Genomic DNA, 16,892 nt, shown 5'->3' with positions numbered 1-16,892 from the left:
CATGACGCAAACTCTGTTAGCGATTGAAAATTTGTCGGTGGGTTTTCGCCATCAGCAAACCGTACGTACAGTAGTAAATGATGTTTCACTACAGATTGCGGCTGGCGAAACGCTGGCGCTGGTAGGTGAGTCTGGTTCAGGTAAGAGCGTTACCGCGCTGTCAATTTTACGCCTGCTCCCTTGCCCGCCGGTTGAATATCTCTCCGGCGATATTCGTTTTCATGGCGAATCGCTGCTTCATGCCAGCGATCAAACGTTGCGCGGTATACGCGGTAATAAGATCGCCATGATTTTTCAGGAGCCGATGGTGTCGTTAAATCCATTACATACCCTGGAAAAACAGCTTTATGAAGTGCTTTCACTCCACCGCGGGATGCGTCGGGAAGCGGCTCGTGGCGAAATTCTTAACTGCCTTGATCGCGTCGGTATCCGCCAGGCGGCAAAACGGCTGACAGATTATCCGCATCAGCTCTCCGGCGGCGAACGCCAGCGGGTGATGATTGCGATGGCGCTGTTAACGCGACCGGAATTATTAATTGCCGATGAACCAACCACCGCGCTGGACGTCTCTGTCCAGGCGCAGATTTTACAGCTGTTGCGCGAACTGCAAGGCGAGCTGAATATGGGCATGCTGTTTATTACTCATAACCTCAGCATTGTCAGAAAACTGGCCCACCGCGTGGCGGTAATGCAAAACGGTCGCTGTGTCGAGCAAAATAACGCTGCTACGCTATTTGCCTCACCCACTCATCCTTACACACAAAAGCTACTCAACAGTGAACCATCTGGCGACCCGGTGCCATTGCCAGAACCTGCCTCAACGTTGCTAGATGTTGAACAGCTTCAGGTTGCCTTCCCCATCCGCAAAGGGATTTTGAAGCGCATTGTGGATCATAATGTGGTGGTGAAAAACATCAGTTTTACGCTACGGGCGGGTGAAACACTGGGTTTAGTGGGCGAGTCCGGTTCCGGGAAAAGCACGACGGGACTGGCGCTGCTGCGACTGATTAACTCTCAGGGCAGCATCGTCTTTGACGGTCAGCCACTGCAAAATTTAAATCGCCGCCAGCTGTTACCTATTCGTCATCGCATTCAGGTGGTATTTCAGGATCCAAACTCCTCACTCAACCCACGACTCAACGTTTTGCAAATTATTGAGGAAGGCTTACGGGTTCACCAGCCGACGCTTTCTGCCGCACAACGCGAACAACAAGTGATAGCCGTGATGCATGAAGTGGGATTAGATCCTGAAACACGCCACCGTTATCCGGCGGAGTTCTCTGGTGGTCAGCGGCAACGTATTGCGATTGCCAGGGCGTTAATTCTTAAGCCCTCGCTGATCATTCTTGATGAACCAACATCATCACTCGACAAAACGGTGCAGGCGCAAATATTGACGCTATTGAAATCATTGCAACAAAAGCATCAACTGGCCTATTTGTTTATCAGCCACGATTTGCACGTTGTCCGCGCGTTATGTCATCAGGTTATCGTACTGCGACAAGGGGAAGTAGTGGAACAAGGACCGTGCGCGCGCGTGTTTGCCGCACCGCAGCAGGAGTATACGCGTCAGCTACTGGCGTTGAGCTGACGCTTAAAAAGGATTGTAGTTTGAAAAGGGTTCGGCAATTGCCACACCAAAATTTTTCAATCGGCATGTTGCAGCAAATTCGTCCTGGCGATTTACAAACAGGCACGGCTCACCTTCACACTCCAGCACCGAACATGGAACTTCGATGTCGCTTAACGCCTGGCTTAGTTTGTACATCACCGACCATGCATTATCACCATCCGGGCTAAGCAATTTAAGCGCCACCAGGCTGTTGTCACCGCACGGTCCATTTTGCGGAATCGGTTCAACCTTCGAACCTGCGAAACCAGCAGACCAGCGATAGTTCTGCGGCAGTCGATGGACGATTGAGAGTTGTAATGAAGTCACTTATTTTCCCCGGAAGTACATTTTACTTCACAATTTGTTTACATCAATTTTAACACATCATCAACAATCCGTCTTTATACAGATCGTAAAGATTGATGCCTCGCCTGCGTGGCCTCTATGGCTCTGATTTAAATAATATCTGCGGGCGTGGTCACGTTTGCGGGGCTATATGTACCCGTTTCTGCGATCTAACTCAACCTTTTTAACTACAATGATGTGACTTTTTACATAAATTGATTTTACATAAAATAAACATATATCGGGGGAATGATAGATTTGTGGTTGACATGCATCAACAAAGGAAGCCTTTTAGCTTCCTCGTTGTGCAATAGATCACCGTTTTTTCGGCCGACTGGCGTACAAACAGAAGAGAATGGAGCTGGTTGCGCAGAATGCAATTGACCAAATCATCGGCCATGCAGAGTTAAAGGTCGCAAGAGAAAGTAATGCGCCAACAATTGCCCCTATGCCGAAACGGAAGGTTCCTGCCAGCGAAGATGCCGTTCCCGCCATATGGGGAAACTCATCAAGAATGACCGCCATCGCATTGGATGACACCATCGACACGCAGCCCACAAACGCCGCAACGCCAACCACCAGCGACCAGAATCCCAGCCCCAGCAGTGCACTGATGACCATCCACGCTGCCATAATAAACTGTATCCACAACCCCGAGCGGAACATATTTAACGCGCCAATACGGCGGACGAAGCGGCTGTTAAAGATGGTCATCACGAACAGAAAAAGAATGTTTAGCGCAAAGTAATAACCAAAGTTTTCCGGCGCGACGTGGTTGATTTCAATGTAGACAAACGGTCCGGCGCTTAAGAATGAGAACATCCCGGCAAAGCTGAAACCGCTGGCCAGCATATAACTCAGGACACGCTTATGACGGAACAGCGCCGCAAAGTTACCAATAGTGGTACGAATGTGAAAAGGCTGGCGACGCTCCGGCGGTAAGGTTTCTTTGATCAGAAAGAAGATCATTGCCGAAGCCAGAATCGCCGCCACGGCGAGGATCCAGAAGATGTAATGCCAGCTCAGCCACACCAGCACCCAGCCGCCAACTATCGGTGCCATCAGCGGTGCAATGGTCGTCACCAGCATGACAAACGACATCATCCGTGAGAACTCTTCTTTCGGGTAGATATCACGCATCAAAGCGTTGATAACCACGCTGGCCGCAGCCGCAGCCAGCCCGTGGAAGAAACGCATCACAATCAGCTGATCGATGGTTTGCGCCAACGCACACGCCACCGCGGCGGCGGCAAACACCAGCGTACCGCCAAGAACCACCGGCTTACGCCCGAAGCTGTCTGCCATCGGCCCGTAGATTAACTGCCCCAACGCAAAGCCCAGAATATAAGTACTCAGGGTCATCTGCGTACTGCCCGCCGGTACACCAAACTGCGCTGAAATTACCGGTAGCGCAGGCAGATACATATCAATCGACAGCGGCATCAACATGGCCAGCAGGCCAAGGATAAAAACAATAGCAAACGACGAATGCTGTCGGGTGGTCACAACGGGCTCCTGAAAGTCATTGAAAAGTTAGACGACGCTGGCAATTTCTTCTTCAGTTAACGGACGATATTCACCGGGGGCTAAATCAGCATCCAGCGTAATGCCGCCAATACGTTCACGATGCAGCTCAACCACATGGTTACCCACGGCGGCGAACATGCGTTTCACCTGATGATAACGCCCTTCGCTGATGGTCAGACGAACCTGCGTTGGGGTAATCACTTCCAGCACCGCCGGCTTAGTGAGATCTTTTTCGTTATGCAGCTGCACGCCTTTAGCAAATTGCTCTGCCGTATCGTCAGCTACGGGTGATTCCAGCGTCACCAGATAGGTCTTCTCGCAATGATGGCGCGGGGAAGTAATGCGGTGCGACCACTGACCATCATCTGTCATTAGTACCAGACCGGTGGTATCGATATCCAGACGCCCTGCAGCGTGCAGTTTCCACGCTACCGGTTCATCAAGAAAATAGAGCACCGTTGGGTGATCCGGGTCGTCCGTGGAGCAAACATAGCCCTGAGGCTTATTGAGCATGAAGTAACGTGGACCGTGTTGCTGCGCCAGCGGGTTGCCATCGTAAGCGACATCATGTTCAGGGAGCAGTTTGAACGCTGCATTACGGACGATTTCGCCATCGACGGTGACACGATTGCCGCGGATTTCACGCCCGGCAATAGCACGGCTAACACCGAGTTGCTGTGCGATAAATTTATCAAGTCGCATGTGTGTGATTTTGCCTGTAAAAAACGGAGGTCGGGTAATGACCCGAAAATCTGAACTGTTGTCTGCCCAGTATAGCGGTCTAATAACTTCCCTCAAGGGAAAAAGATCCGTGGCATACTATTAGCAGAATAATCTACCTACGCGAGACCATGATTTTTACACTCCGCCCATATCAGCAAGAAGCCGTGGATGCCACGCTCAACCATTTTCGTCGTCATAAAACCCCTGCCGTAATCGTGCTGCCCACCGGTGCAGGTAAAAGCCTGGTGATAGCGGAACTGGCGCGGCTGGCGCGTGGTCGCGTGCTGGTGTTGGCACACGTTAAAGAACTGGTGGCACAAAACCATGAAAAATATCAGGCGCTGGGGCTGGAAGCCGATATTTTTGCCGCCGGGCTAAAGCGCAAAGAGAGCCACGGTAAAGTTGTATTTGGCAGCGTGCAGTCGGTCACCCGTAATCTTGATGCCTTTCAGGGTGAATTTTCGCTGTTGATTGTCGATGAATGCCACCGTATTGGTGACGATGAAGAGAGCCAGTATCAGCAAATCCTCACTCACCTGACCAAAGTGAATCCCCACTTACGCCTGCTGGGGCTGACTGCCACGCCTTTTCGACTGGGCAAAGGCTGGATTTATCAGTTCCATTATCACGGCATGGTACGCGGCGATGAGAAAGCCCTTTTCCGTGACTGCATTTATGAGCTGCCGCTGCGTTATATGATTAAACACGGCTATCTGACGCCGCCAGAACGGCTGGATATGCCAGTCGTGCAATACGATTTCAGCCGCTTGCAGGCACAGAGTAACGGACTGTTCAGCGAAGCCGATCTCAACCGCGAGCTGAAAAAACAGCAACGCATTACGCCACACATCATCAGCCAAATCATGGAGTTTGCTGCAACGCGCAAAGGGGTGATGATTTTCGCCGCGACGGTCGAACACGCAAAAGAGATTGTGGGATTACTGCCTGCCGAAGATGCAGCACTGATTACTGGCGACACACCCGGCTCTGAGCGCGATGTGTTAATTGATGATTTTAAAGCCCAGCGTTTTCGCTATCTGGTCAACGTCGCGGTACTGACCACCGGATTTGACGCCCCGCACGTCGATCTTATCGCCATTCTGCGCCCTACCGAATCAGTGAGTCTTTACCAACAAATTGTCGGGCGCGGTCTGCGCCTGGCCCCCGGCAAGACTGATTGCTTAATTCTTGATTATGCGGGTAACCCTCACGATCTCTACGCGCCGGAAGTTGGTACACCGAAAGGCAAAAGTGACAACGTTCCGGTACAGGTTTTCTGCCCTGCCTGCGGTTTTGCCAACACCTTTTGGGGGAAAACGACCGCCGACGGGACATTGATTGAACACTTTGGTCGTCGCTGTCAGGGATGGTTTGAAGATGACGACGGACATCGCGAACAGTGTGACTTCCGTTTCCGTTTTAAAAATTGCCCGCAATGTAACGCAGAAAATGATATTGCCGCTCGCCGCTGCCGCGAATGTGACACGGTACTGGTTGATCCGGATGATATGTTAAAAGCGGCGCTACGACTGAAAGACGCGCTGGTATTACGCTGTAGCGGCATGTCTTTGCAGCATGGACACGACGAGAAAGGCGAATGGTTGAAAATCACCTATTACGATGAAGACGGCGCGGATGTGAGTGAGCGTTTCCGTCTGCAAACGCCCGCCCAGCGTACCGCCTTCGAGCAGCTTTTTATCCGCCCGCATACGCGCACACCGGGCATCCCTCTGCGCTGGATCACCGCCGCCGATATCCTCGCCCAGCAAGCATTACTGCGACACCCGGATTTTGTCGTCGCCCGCATGAAAGGTCAGTACTGGCAAGTGCGTGAAAAAGTGTTCGATTACGAAGGTCGTTTTCGTCGGGCGCACGAATTACGCGGTTAATGGTAGTTTTGATTGATGTATAAGGCGATTGAGTATAGAATCTCGCCCGCTTTTGCATACGCAAAGCAGATCACTTACCTGTTGCTGGGTCGCCTGTAGCAGGATTAATTTAAGAGAGAAAGAAATGTTTACTATCAACGCAGAAGTACGTAAAGAGCAGGGTAAGGGTGCGAGCCGCCGCCTGCGTGCCGCTAACAAGTTCCCGGCAATCATCTACGGTGGCAAAGAAGCGCCGCTGGCTGTCGAACTGGATCACGACAAAGTCATGAACATGCAAGTTAAAGCTGAATTCTACAGCGAAGTTCTGACCATCGTTGTTGACGGTAAAGAAATCAAAGTTAAAGCTCAGGACGTACAGCGTCACCCGTACAAACCGAAGCTGCTGCACATCGACTTCGTTCGCGCTTAATTGCTGAATAAGTTGTAAAAAACCCCGCTCCGGCGGGGTTTTTTGTCTCTGCAAATTATGCCTGATTACGGTATTGCTATTTTTTGCAGGCCAGATAAGGCGTTCACGCCGCATCTGGCATTCAGAACACAAAACCGATTAATTGCCGCCAGACGTCCGGCGCTGCAATTGATCGCGCAAGTTCGGCGGCGTGCCTTTAATGGTCAGGGTATCGGTTGCTGGATCCCAGAAGATGCGTTCACCTAACAGCATCGCATCAAAGTTAATAGTCAAGCCACCGCCGCTACCGGCAAACTTCGTCAACTGACGCAGTGTGCTACGGTCTGCCGGGAAGCTCTCTTCCAGTTCGTAGCCTTTTTCAGCCGCAAACTCCGTGAAGCTCACTTCGCTGACGCCTGCCAGCTCTTTCGACAGCGATTCCAGTTCAATCTCTTCACCTGCCTGCAGCTGCTCATTACAGTAGCTATAAACCTGCTGGCGCACGTTCTGTCGCTCTGCTTTATCCAGTTGTGCTTCGGCAGTGAAATCATCGACCGCTTGCAACAGCCCACGGTTTTGCGCTTTCGCGTTTAACCCTTCGCTGGCACCGAGGAAATCCATAAAGAAATCCGCCACTTTGCGCCCTACTCGCCCTTTCAGGAAAGTGAGATAGCGGGTCGACTCTGGATTGGTTTCCCACTCGGTTAAATCGATACGCGCAACAATATCCGCATGATTGATATCAAGATAATGGGTTGGGTTGATGTCGAGATTTTCGTTAACACGCATACTGCTCAGGTTGCTCAGAACTGCCACCAGCAGATACTCCACCGCCAGATAGCGATAGTGGCAAAACAGCACGAATCCACCGTCAGCAAAAGGATATTTCGCTAATTCGTCACGCAGGCGACCGGTTGCCGCGCGGCTAAATGCCAGAAAGTCCTCTTCGCCCTGACGCTGTAAGCGCAGCGTCTGCGCCAGTTCACTCTCTTCGCTAAACAAGCCGTAAGCTTTATTTTTGGCGCTATAGACCCGATGCAGTTCTGCCACCATCTCAACGACGGTTTCCGTCGGTTCCAGCAATGAATCGCGCAACACCAGCTCAAGGTTCTGCTCATCACGCTTGATAAGCTGGTGCAGAGCAATCTGGTTGATATCCAGACTCATGATAAACTCTCCTTTAAGACCGGGCGGTATTCAACCACCGCCGGTTAAGCGACGCAATAAAAGATGGCGGTCATTTTACAGAAGGCGGCGTAACGAGAATGATTTAACGCATAAAAAAGCAGAAAAAAAACCGTTGCTACGGTAATATGTTGCCCTTTCATCAACTAACTGATTTCGATTTATGCCACAAATTTCCCGCTACAGTGATGAACAGGTTGAACAATTGCTCGCAGAGCTGCTCAACATACTGGAAAAACATAAGGCTCCGACCGACCTTTCCCTGATGGTGTTAGGCAACATGGTCACTAACCTTATCAACACCAGCATTGCCCCGGCCCAACGCCAGGCAATTGCCAACTCTTTTGCCCGCGCCTTACAGTCCTCTATCAACGAAGACAAAGCGCACTAAGGGAAACAGATAACAGGTTATGGTAACTCATCGTCAGCGCTACCGTGAAAAAGTCTCCCAGATGGTCAGTTGGGGGCACTGGTTTGCACTGTTCAATATTCTGCTTTCGCTCGTCATTGGCAGCCGTTACCTGTTTATCGCCGACTGGCCGACAACGCTTGCTGGTCGCATTTATTCCTACGTAAGCATTATCGGTCATTTCAGCTTCCTGGTGTTCGCCACCTACTTGCTGATCCTCTTCCCGCTAACCTTTATCGTCGGCTCCCAGAGGCTGATGAGGTTTTTGTCCGTCATTCTGGCAACGGCGGGAATGACGCTATTACTGATCGACAGCGAAGTCTTTACTCGTTTCCATCTCCATCTTAATCCCATCGTCTGGCAGCTGGTTATCAACCCAGACGAAAATGAGATGGCGCGCGACTGGCAGCTAATGTTCATCAGTGTGCCGGTTATTTTATTGCTTGAACTGGTGTTTGCGACGTGGAGCTGGCAAAAGCTGCGCAGCCTGACGCGTCGTCGGCGCTTCGCGCGCCCGCTGGCCGCATTCTTATTTATCGCCTTTATCGCCTCGCATGTGGTTTATATCTGGGCCGATGCCAACTTCTATCGCCCGATCACCATGCAGCGCGCTAACCTGCCGCTTTCGTACCCGATGACGGCACGACGTTTTCTTGAGAAGCATGGCCTGCTTGATGCGCAGGAGTATCAACGCCGTCTTATTGAGCAAGGCAATCCAGACGCCGTTTCCGTTCAGTATCCGTTAAGCGAACTGCGCTATCGCGATATGGGCACCGGGCAGAATGTGCTGTTGATTACTGTCGATGGCCTGAACTACTCACGCTTCGAGAAGCAGATGCCTGCGCTGGCAGGTTTTGCTGAGCAAAATATTTCGTTCACGCGCCATATGAGCTCCGGCAACACTACAGACAACGGCATCTTTGGCCTGTTCTATGGCATCTCGCCGAGCTATATGGACGGCATTCTGTCGACTCGTACGCCTGCGGCGTTAATTACTGCGCTTAATCAGCAAGGCTATCAGCTGGGGTTATTCTCATCAGATGGCTTTACCAGCCCGCTGTATCGTCAGGCATTGTTGTCAGATTTCTCGATGCCGAGTGTACGCACCCAATCCGACGAACAGACCGCCACGCAGTGGATCAACTGGCTGGGCCGCTACGCACAAGAAGATAACCGCTGGTTCTCGTGGGTCTCTTTCAATGGCACAAACATTGACGACAGCAATCAGCAGGCATTTGCACGGAAATATAGCCGGGCGGCAGGCAATGTCGATGACCAGATCAACCGCGTGCTCAATGCACTGCGTGATTCTGGCAAACTGGACAATACGGTGGTGATTATCACTGCCGGGCGGGGTATTCCGCTGAGCGAAGAGGAAGAAACCTTTGACTGGTCCCACGGTCATCTGCAGGTGCCATTAGTGATTCACTGGCCAGGCACGCCGGCGCAGCGTATTAATGCGCTGACTGATCATACCGATCTGATGACGACGCTGATGCAACGCCTGCTACATGTCAGCACACCTGCCAGCGAATATTCGCAAGGTCAGGATTTGTTCAACCCTCAACGCCGCCATTACTGGGTTACCGCCGCGGATAACGATACGCTGGCAATTACCACCCCGAAAAAGACACTGGTGCTGAACAATAACGGTAAATACCGCACTTACAACTTACGTGGTGAAAGAGTGAAAGATGAAAAACCACAGTTAAGTTTGTTATTGCAAGTACTGACAGACGAGAAGCGTTTTATCGCTAACTGATTAATTATAAATCAGTTAGCAAAATATCTTACTTGCAATCGGTGTGGAAAACGGTAGTATTAGCAGCCACGAGTCGGCACGTAGCGCAGCCTGGTAGCGCACCGTCATGGGGTGTCGGGGGTCGGAGGTTCAAATCCTCTCGTGCCGACCAAAAATCCCAAGAAAACCAACCTATTGCGGTTGGTTTTTTTATATCTGCATTTAATTCGATAAACAGACAGCGACACATCACGGCCTGTTTATTTTCTGTTATCAGAACGTCCAGACTACACCCGCCTGAGTTGTGCTGCTTTCTTCACGGGAGAAACGACTATCGATACCGAGCGTCAGGCCCGTCAATGTTTGCTCAAAGCCAGCTCCCGCATCAGTGTTCACGTTGTTGCGGCTGTTAATTGCCGAACTCCACATCGCCGTATCGTAATTAACGCCTTTTACGCTACCAAGACGCCCACGCACGGTGTCCAGTTCTACATCAAATACCAGCGGTTGTGCTGCCGCCATATTCAGCACATCCGTGGTTGAAGGGGGCATTTGTACGCGATTCTCTGCGAGACTCCAGCTATGGTTGCCATTATCCAGCAAGGTATATTCATACGTACTGATATCAACAACGCTTCCGGCATTGCCCAACGTAAATGCCGCATCACCGCGCCCTCCTTTAATCGTGGGATCATTCGCCGCGCCATAAACCTGTAGCACTCCATTATTGATCGTAGTCTGATTTACCGCGCCACCCATTTGAACAATTTGATAACCATCATTTAATACTGCGTATTCTGCGGTGCCATTTATTTCAACGTACTGATATCCCCCGTTAATTTCAGTATTACTACTTACACCAAATTCTTATATATGCTGTTCTCCGCCAGGATTGATTTTCGTATTATTGGCGGCCCCATAAACCAGCTGGATATCTTTTTCCAGGACAACACCATCAACTGTCTCACCATACTCAACAGTTGATGCTAATGCTATGGGTGAATATAACGCTGTAGCCACCAGAACAGATATTGCGGAACGACAAAGAGAAACAGAACCAGATTGGTGCATTAAGCTTTCATCCTATGAAATTAATTGCTGTTAAAAGCATTGGGGACAGAAAATACCCATAGCTCCATACCCGGAGTCAGTTTTTAAAAACTGTTTAAAGAAATGCACAAGTATTGTGATTGATTTTTTAGTTGTTTTTCCTGATGAGAAGCTGATGCAAAATTCCGTCTTTATAATGAAGATGATGCCAAAGCGAACGACAAAGTTGTAGTTTTCACTACATGTCCATACATAAAATGGGGTAACATTCACGCGCCTGGTAGCGTTACCAACGCTACGCTCAAACATAATGATTCTAATAAAACCTCAGGAGACTACTATGCCTGAAGCAACGCCTTTTCAGGTGATGATTGTGGATGATCATCCACTTATGCGACGCGGTGTTCGTCAGTTACTGGAGCTTGATTCTGGCTTTGAAGTGGTCGCCGAAGCGGGCGACGGCGCAAGCGCGATCGATCTGGCGAATAGACTGGATATCGACGTGATCTTGCTGGATCTCAATATGAAAGGCATGAGTGGCCTGGATACCCTCAATGCCTTGCGCAGGGATGGCGTTACCGCGCAAATTATTATCCTGACCGTATCAGATGCCTCCAGCGATGTCTTTGCACTGATAGACGCAGGCGCAGACGGTTATCTGTTGAAAGACAGCGACCCGGAAGTGTTACTGGAAGCAATTCGTGCCGGAGCGAAAGGCAGCAAAGTCTTTAGCGAACGCGTCAATCAGTACTTACGTGAACGTGAAATGTTTGGCGCGGAAGAAGACCCCTTCAGCGTGCTGACAGAACGCGAGCTGGATGTTCTGCACGAGCTGGCACAGGGGCTGTCAAATAAACAGATTGCCTCGGTGTTGAATATTTCCGAGCAGACAGTAAAAGTCCATATTCGCAATCTGCTGCGTAAACTCAACGTCCGCTCACGCGTGGCGGCCACCATTCTGTTCCTGCAACAACGCGGGGCACAATAAAAATAGCCCGATGGCATCACCATCGGGCCACTTTTTATTTACTCTCCTGCGGCGACAAATGTTGCATCGCCTGCGCGATACTACGTTCGATCACCGCACGGCGAGTATCGTTGGCAGGTAAGAGTTTCAACATCATCTCCCACGCGGCAACGGCTTCGCCAAATCGTTGCTGCTCAAAGGCATTAAATGCATACATGCTTAACACACGGATATTGCTATGGTCCGTTCTCACCAACTGGCGCAGCAGTTCGCCGCCGAGGCGGTTGTCGTTGGGATCAGATGAACGTGTCAACGCTTCAGCGTATCCCAGTGCAGCATCGCTGTTTTTCGGATCGAGGCGATACGCAGTGGCGTATGCATCGGTGGCGATACTGGCGTTACCCAGCGCCATGCCAACGCGGCCCAACATAATCCAGCCTTCTATATCTCCCGGATTTTTTTGCAGTTGAGTACGCATCCCCAGCGCAAGGCGCGACATCTCTTCTTCGTTGAGCGGATCGGCTTTCGGATCCAGCGCCCTGTCCAGTAACGCCGGAGCCTGTGCCGTGGCCTGCTGCCAGATTTTCACCTGCTGATAATTGCCAGTCTGGTAGTAGCTGACGCCAGCCACAATTAACGCCACCACAATACCCGGCAGATAAACAACATATCCGGCACGCTTACCTTCCGGCACGCTTTGTTCTGGAAACGCTTCCAGCACCACGCGTACCCGACGCCGCGAACGGGCGTATATGACCCAACCGCCAATGCCAATAGCCACTACTGGCAGCACCCACAGCAGCACGGTCAGCGGCGTTAACGGCGGATCGTAAGTGACGAAGTTGCCGTAACGCGCCACCATATAATCGACAATCTCTTTCTTACTTTTGCCTTCCTGCATCAGTTCATACACTTTCTGGCGCAGGTCGGTGGCAATCATCGAGTTGGAATCGGCAATGCTGTTGTTCTGGCATTTCGGGCAGCGCAGTTCTTCAGTGAGCTGACGGAACTGTTGTTCCTGTGCTTCATCTTTAAACTGCAACACGTCGATGGTCGCCAGCGCTGAGCCGGAGATCATCAGCATCAGCACGCCCAATAAAAACCTCATTGTGCGGCCTCCTTACTGTATTTCTCCCACAGTGGCTTGATCTCTTCTTCCCAGACGCGAGGATTGAGATCGCCCGCATGGCGATAGCGAATGATGCCGTTGCCGTCAATAAGGAACGTTTCTGGCGCGCCATAGACACCGAGATCCAGCCCTAACATGCCGTCGCCATCAAACAGGCTTAGCGCGTAAGGATTGCCCAGCTCTTTCAGCCAGCTGATTGCCTTCTGGCGATCGTCTTTATAGTTCATGCCGACCACGCGGATGCCCTGCGCAGAAAGCTGATTCAGATATTGATGTTCCGCACGGCAGGTCGGACACCAGGTCGCCCAGACGTTAAGCAGCACCGGTTTGCCCTGAGTCAGCACATCCGCCTGATAAAACTGCCCCGGATTGTCCAGTGATTCGAGGCGAAACTTCGGCACTGGCTTGCCAATGAGCGCCGATTCCAGATTGGTCGGATCATCCCCTTCGGCATTACGCGCCAGCTGCCACAGCAGCGCCGCGGCAATCGCCAGGAAGATAATCAACGGAATTAACAATACCTTGCGCTTCATGCAGCCTCCGGCGCAGTTTTCTGCGGGTTCACGCGCTTACGATAGCGAGGATCAAACAGACACAGCAGTCCGCCCAACGCCATCATCAGCCCGCCCGCCCAAATCCAGCGAACAAATGGTTTGTAGTAAAGACGCACGGCCCACGCGCCGTTTTCCAGCTCTTCACCGAGTGCCGCGTACAGGTCACGCGTGATGCCACCGTCAATCGCCGCTTCGGTCATCATCGACCCGGCAGTGTTGTAATAACGTTTTTCTGCATACAGCACTGTTTCCGGCTTGCCATCTCGCGTTACGCCGATAGTCGCCACACCGCCACGCCAGTTCGGACCGGTCACCTCTTTGACATCACGGAAGGTGAAGCGATATTCATGAATATCGACGCTATCGCCGGACTTCATGCGCACATCACGCTCAACGCTATAGTTCTGACTAAAAGCAATGCCAACAATTGTCACTGCCAGCCCCAGGTGAGCCGCCACCATCCCCCAATAACTGAAGGTGGTTTTCGTGCCGCGTGAAATACGCAGCGCAGCTTCCGCAATTGCCAGCACCGCAATCCAGCAGGCCATTGCCAGGCCGAGCACTGTCATCGCCACAACTTTGCTTTCGAACAGCCACGGCAACAGCAGCGACAGCACCAGCGTAGAGATGAAGGCGATAATCAACAAATTGCGGATTTTACGTGGGCGATCGCGTCCCCAGCGCACCAGAGGGCCGACACCAAGCAGTAGCGCAAACGGCACCATCAACCAGGTAAACATGGTGTTGAAGAACGGTTCGCCAATCGAAATACTGCCCAGTCCCAGTTGCTTGTGCACCAGCGGCAGCAACGTCCCCAGCAACACCACCAGCATCGCGGCGACCAGCAAAACGTTGTTCGCTAACAGCAAAGATTCCCGCGACCACAGCGCATTGTTTACGCGTGAGCGAACTTTGTGTCCACGCGCGGCAAACAGCAGCAGCGAACCGCCAATCACCAGCACCATAAAGGCGAGGATAAACATACCGCGCGCCGGATCAGACGCAAACGCGTGTACCGATACCAGCACGCCGGAACGCACCAGGAAAGTCCCCAGTAGACACAACGAGAAGGCACTGATTGCCAGCAGTAATGTCCACGCTTTGAAGCTGGCGCGTTGTTCAGTGACCGCCAGTGAGTGCATCAGCGCAGTCCCCACCAGCCACGGCATAAACGAGGCGTTTTCTACCGGATCCCAGAACCACCAGCCGCCCCAGCCGAGTTCGTAATAGGCCCATGCGGAACCGAGCACAATGCCGAGCGTCAGGAAGATCCACGCAGCCAGCGTCCACGGACGAGTAAAACGCGCATAAGTGCTGTCCAGACGCCCACTCAACAAAGATGCAATGGCAAAAGCAAACGCCACCGAGAAGCCGACGTACCCCATATAAAGCAGAGGCGGATGGAAGATCAGCCCCGGATCCTGTAACAGCGGGTTAAGATCGCGACCTTCAATCGGGAAGTTCGGCAACGTGCGTGAGAACGGGTTAGAGGTAAAGAGAATGAACAGCAAAAAGCCGACGCTGACCATCCCCATTATCGCCAGTACGCGGGCCACAATATCCAGCGGAATACGCTGACTAAAAATCGCTACCGCAAAGGTCCAGCCGCTCATCAGCAGCACCCACAGCAGGAGCGAGCCTTCATGCGCGCCCCAGGTAGCCGCCACGCGATACCACACCGGAAGCTGGGTATTGGAGTTGCTGGCAACATAGGTGACGGTAAAGTCGTTGACCACGAAAGCATTGACCAGCACCAGAAATGCGCCAGCCACAGACATAAACAGCAGCCAGGCAAACAAGCGGGAAGACGCCATCATGCGCGCGTCCCCGCGCGCCACGCCCCATAGCGGATACACGGACAGCAGCAGCGCAATTCCTAGCGCCAGACACAGCAGCCCGTTACCAATTTCTGGCATCATGATGCTGGGTCCTTATAAACACTCGCCGGGCGACGGTGGTTAGCTTCCATCGCTTTCTCAACTTCTGGCGGCGTGTAGTTTTCATCGTGTTTCGCCAGCACTTCTTTCGCGAGGATATGATTGCCTTTTTCCAGTTCGCCCTGCACCACAACGCCCTGCCCTTCACGGAACAGATCCGGCAAAATGCCTTCGTAAGAGACATCTACTGAACCTTCAGCGTCGTAAATGGTGAAAGTTACTTTTAGCGAATTGGGATCGCGCTGCACACTCCCCGGCATCACCATCCCGCCAACGCGCAGACGCTGACCGACTTCCGGCATCTGCTGAGTTTCACGCTTGCCGTAGAGAATCTCCCCCGGCGTATAAAAGAGATCGATATTCGAGCGCAGCGCATATAGCACCAGACCGATAGTCAGCGCCAGCCCCGCCAGCACGGCACAGGCAATCCACAAGCGGTTTTTACGGCGAATATTCATGCAGCCTCCTGCTGTTGCGCAGCACGTAAACGCGCCTCACGCGCCCGCTGTTGCGCCACGCCACGCAGAATTGCGCGATGTTGCATCACCGAGTGCACGACCAAAACCACCAGCGGAATAACGGTCATCACCACCGCCAACCAGACAAAAAAGGCGTAACCGCCCATTGCGAAAAATTCATTCCAGGAAGCAAATGCAGGGGTCATTTACGGCCTCTTTTCAGTATCAGTTCACTCACCCACGGACGGCGTTTTTCCATCAGCAAAATCAAATTACGCATCCGCATCAGCGTCAGCGTGGCAGACAGGAGCAGGAAGCCAAAAATCGACCAGCGCAGCGGCGAACGCATCGCCGGATCGATACTTTGCTGCATCCGCGTTGATCCCTGATGCAGGGTGTTCCACCACTCAACGGAGTAATGAATAATCGGCAGATTCACCACGCCAATCAGCACCAGGATACCTGCCGCACGGCCAGCCAGACGACGGTCGTCGAAGGCGTGCCACAGGGCAATGACACCAACATACAGAAACAGCAGCACCAGTTCAGAAGTCAGACGTGCATCCCATACCCACCAGGTGCCCCACATCGGTTTTCCCCATGCAGAGCCGGTAACCAGGGCAATAAAGGTAAACACGGCACCAATGGGGGCCATCGCCGCCACCGCCAGGTTGGCCATTTTCATCTGCCAGACCAGGCCAATAAACGCTGCCACCGCCATTGATGCATAAATGCCCATCGACCAGATCGCCGCAGGCACATGCAGGTAGATAATGCGGTAGCTATTTCCCTGCTGATAATCAGCCGGAGCAAAGCCGAACCCCCAGATCCAGCCGACGGTAAGCACGACCACACTGGCAATTGCCAGCCACGGTATAAACCAGCCACAGATTTGATACAGCCGTGGTGGGATCGCCAGTTGATGCAGTGTTTTCCACATAGTTTCGATACCAGACTCGAACAAAAATCAGTAATCCA

16 protein-coding genes, 1 tRNA gene and 1 pseudogene are annotated in these 16,892 nt (G+C 52.1%); 7 read left to right on the top strand and 11 right to left on the bottom strand.

The annotated features are described in order from the left end of the window. The first annotated feature begins 1 nt into the window (after position 1). Positions 2–1,591: a microcin C ABC transporter ATP-binding protein YejF gene (gene yejF, locus EAS44_RS09385; RefSeq protein ID WP_000194888.1), complete on the top strand. Its 1,590-nt coding sequence runs from the start codon at positions 2–4 to the stop codon at positions 1,589–1,591. 3 nt (positions 1,592–1,594) lie between these two features. Here yejF and yejG read toward each other — a convergent pair whose 3' ends face one another. The 3 genes from yejG to rsuA form a co-directional block, all read right to left on the bottom strand. Then, positions 1,595–1,939 carry a YejG family protein gene (gene yejG, locus EAS44_RS09380; protein ID WP_000202798.1) on the bottom strand — a complete coding sequence of 115 codons (345 nt, stop codon included), beginning with the start codon at positions 1,937–1,939 and terminating at the stop codon, positions 1,595–1,597. Between the two features lie 333 nt (positions 1,940–2,272). After that, positions 2,273–3,463, bottom strand: a complete 1,191-nt coding sequence (bcr, locus tag EAS44_RS09375) for a multidrug efflux MFS transporter Bcr (protein ID WP_000213379.1) — start codon at positions 3,461–3,463, stop codon at positions 2,273–2,275. A 27-nt stretch (positions 3,464–3,490) separates the two neighbouring features. Further along, a complete protein-coding gene (gene rsuA / locus EAS44_RS09370) occupies positions 3,491–4,186 on the bottom strand; it encodes a 16S rRNA pseudouridine(516) synthase RsuA (protein ID WP_001234850.1) in 696 nt (231 codons plus the stop codon). A gap of 149 nt (positions 4,187–4,335) precedes the next feature. Here rsuA and radD point away from each other — a divergent pair, with 149 nt between their 5' ends. Together radD and rplY are read left to right on the top strand one after the other, a co-directional pair. Beyond that, a complete protein-coding gene (gene radD / locus EAS44_RS09365) occupies positions 4,336–6,096 on the top strand; it encodes a DEAD/DEAH box helicase (RefSeq protein WP_000578103.1) in 1,761 nt (586 codons plus the stop codon). Positions 6,097–6,220: 124 nt separating this feature from the next. Next, the gene (gene rplY, locus EAS44_RS09360) at positions 6,221–6,505 is read left to right on the top strand and encodes a 50S ribosomal protein L25 (protein ID WP_000494186.1); all 285 of its coding nucleotides are present in this window, start codon (positions 6,221–6,223) and stop codon (positions 6,503–6,505) included. Between the two features lie 138 nt (positions 6,506–6,643). On the opposite strand, the gene yejK is transcribed toward rplY, so the two are convergent. Then, positions 6,644–7,651, bottom strand: a complete 1,008-nt coding sequence (gene yejK, locus EAS44_RS09355; RefSeq protein ID WP_000050789.1) for a nucleoid-associated protein YejK — start codon at positions 7,649–7,651, stop codon at positions 6,644–6,646. A 181-nt stretch (positions 7,652–7,832) separates the two neighbouring features. On the opposite strand from yejK, the gene yejL reads away from it, so the two are divergent. From yejL to EAS44_RS09340, 3 genes are all read left to right on the top strand, one after another. Then, positions 7,833–8,060, top strand: a complete 228-nt coding sequence (gene yejL / locus EAS44_RS09350; protein ID WP_001135664.1) for a YejL family protein — start codon at positions 7,833–7,835, stop codon at positions 8,058–8,060. A gap of 19 nt (positions 8,061–8,079) precedes the next feature. Continuing rightward, positions 8,080–9,840, top strand: a complete 1,761-nt coding sequence (gene yejM, locus EAS44_RS09345) for an LPS biosynthesis-modulating metalloenzyme YejM (protein ID WP_000256203.1) — start codon at positions 8,080–8,082, stop codon at positions 9,838–9,840. A 74-nt stretch (positions 9,841–9,914) separates the two neighbouring features. After that, positions 9,915–9,991: transfer RNA gene (locus EAS44_RS09340), tRNA-Pro, on the top strand. Between the two features lie 131 nt (positions 9,992–10,122). Here the strand turns inward: EAS44_RS09340 and EAS44_RS25280 are convergent. Continuing rightward, positions 10,123–10,890 (bottom strand): annotated as a pseudogene (locus EAS44_RS25280) (pertactin-like passenger domain-containing protein); the annotation flags it as partial. Positions 10,891–11,209: 319 nt separating this feature from the next. On the opposite strand from EAS44_RS25280, the gene narP reads away from it, so the two are divergent. Next, positions 11,210–11,857 (top strand): nitrate/nitrite response regulator protein NarP, encoded by a 648-nt coding sequence (gene narP / locus EAS44_RS09330; protein ID WP_001113641.1) that lies wholly within the window; start codon positions 11,210–11,212, stop codon positions 11,855–11,857. Positions 11,858–11,891: 34 nt separating this feature from the next. Here narP and ccmH read toward each other — a convergent pair whose 3' ends face one another. The 6 genes from ccmH to ccmC are packed head-to-tail and all read right to left on the bottom strand — an operon-like array spanning position 11,892 to position 16,854. Further along, positions 11,892–12,944 (bottom strand): cytochrome c-type biogenesis thiol:disulfide oxidoreductase CcmH, encoded by a 1,053-nt coding sequence (ccmH, locus tag EAS44_RS09325; protein ID WP_001211554.1) that lies wholly within the window; start codon positions 12,942–12,944, stop codon positions 11,892–11,894. After that, positions 12,941–13,498 carry a thiol:disulfide interchange protein DsbE gene (dsbE, locus tag EAS44_RS09320; protein WP_000824439.1) on the bottom strand — a complete coding sequence of 186 codons (558 nt, stop codon included), beginning with the start codon at positions 13,496–13,498 and terminating at the stop codon, positions 12,941–12,943. Before dsbE ends, ccmH begins: the two co-directional genes overlap by 4 nt. After that, positions 13,495–15,438 (bottom strand): cytochrome c-type biogenesis heme lyase CcmF, encoded by a 1,944-nt coding sequence (gene ccmF, locus EAS44_RS09315; RefSeq protein ID WP_000982445.1) that lies wholly within the window; start codon positions 15,436–15,438, stop codon positions 13,495–13,497. Before ccmF ends, dsbE begins: the two co-directional genes overlap by 4 nt. Further along, positions 15,435–15,914 (bottom strand): cytochrome c maturation protein CcmE, encoded by a 480-nt coding sequence (gene ccmE, locus EAS44_RS09310; protein ID WP_001026418.1) that lies wholly within the window; start codon positions 15,912–15,914, stop codon positions 15,435–15,437. The genes ccmF and ccmE overlap by 4 nt, the downstream gene beginning before the upstream one ends. Beyond that, the gene (gene ccmD, locus EAS44_RS09305) at positions 15,911–16,120 is read right to left on the bottom strand and encodes a heme exporter protein CcmD (protein WP_000186540.1); all 210 of its coding nucleotides are present in this window, start codon (positions 16,118–16,120) and stop codon (positions 15,911–15,913) included. The genes ccmE and ccmD overlap by 4 nt, the downstream gene beginning before the upstream one ends. Then, positions 16,117–16,854, bottom strand: coding sequence for a heme exporter protein CcmC (gene ccmC, locus EAS44_RS09300; RefSeq protein ID WP_001295447.1), 738 nt, complete (start codon positions 16,852–16,854; stop codon positions 16,117–16,119). Before ccmC ends, ccmD begins: the two co-directional genes overlap by 4 nt. Between the last annotated feature and the right edge of the window lie 38 nt (positions 16,855–16,892).

This window comes from Escherichia coli DSM 30083 = JCM 1649 = ATCC 11775 (assembly GCF_003697165.2).
Taxonomy (GTDB): domain Bacteria; phylum Pseudomonadota; class Gammaproteobacteria; order Enterobacterales; family Enterobacteriaceae; genus Escherichia; species Escherichia coli.
Note: the sequence above shows the minus strand (reverse complement) of the source record. Positions and strands in the feature narration are given on the sequence as shown.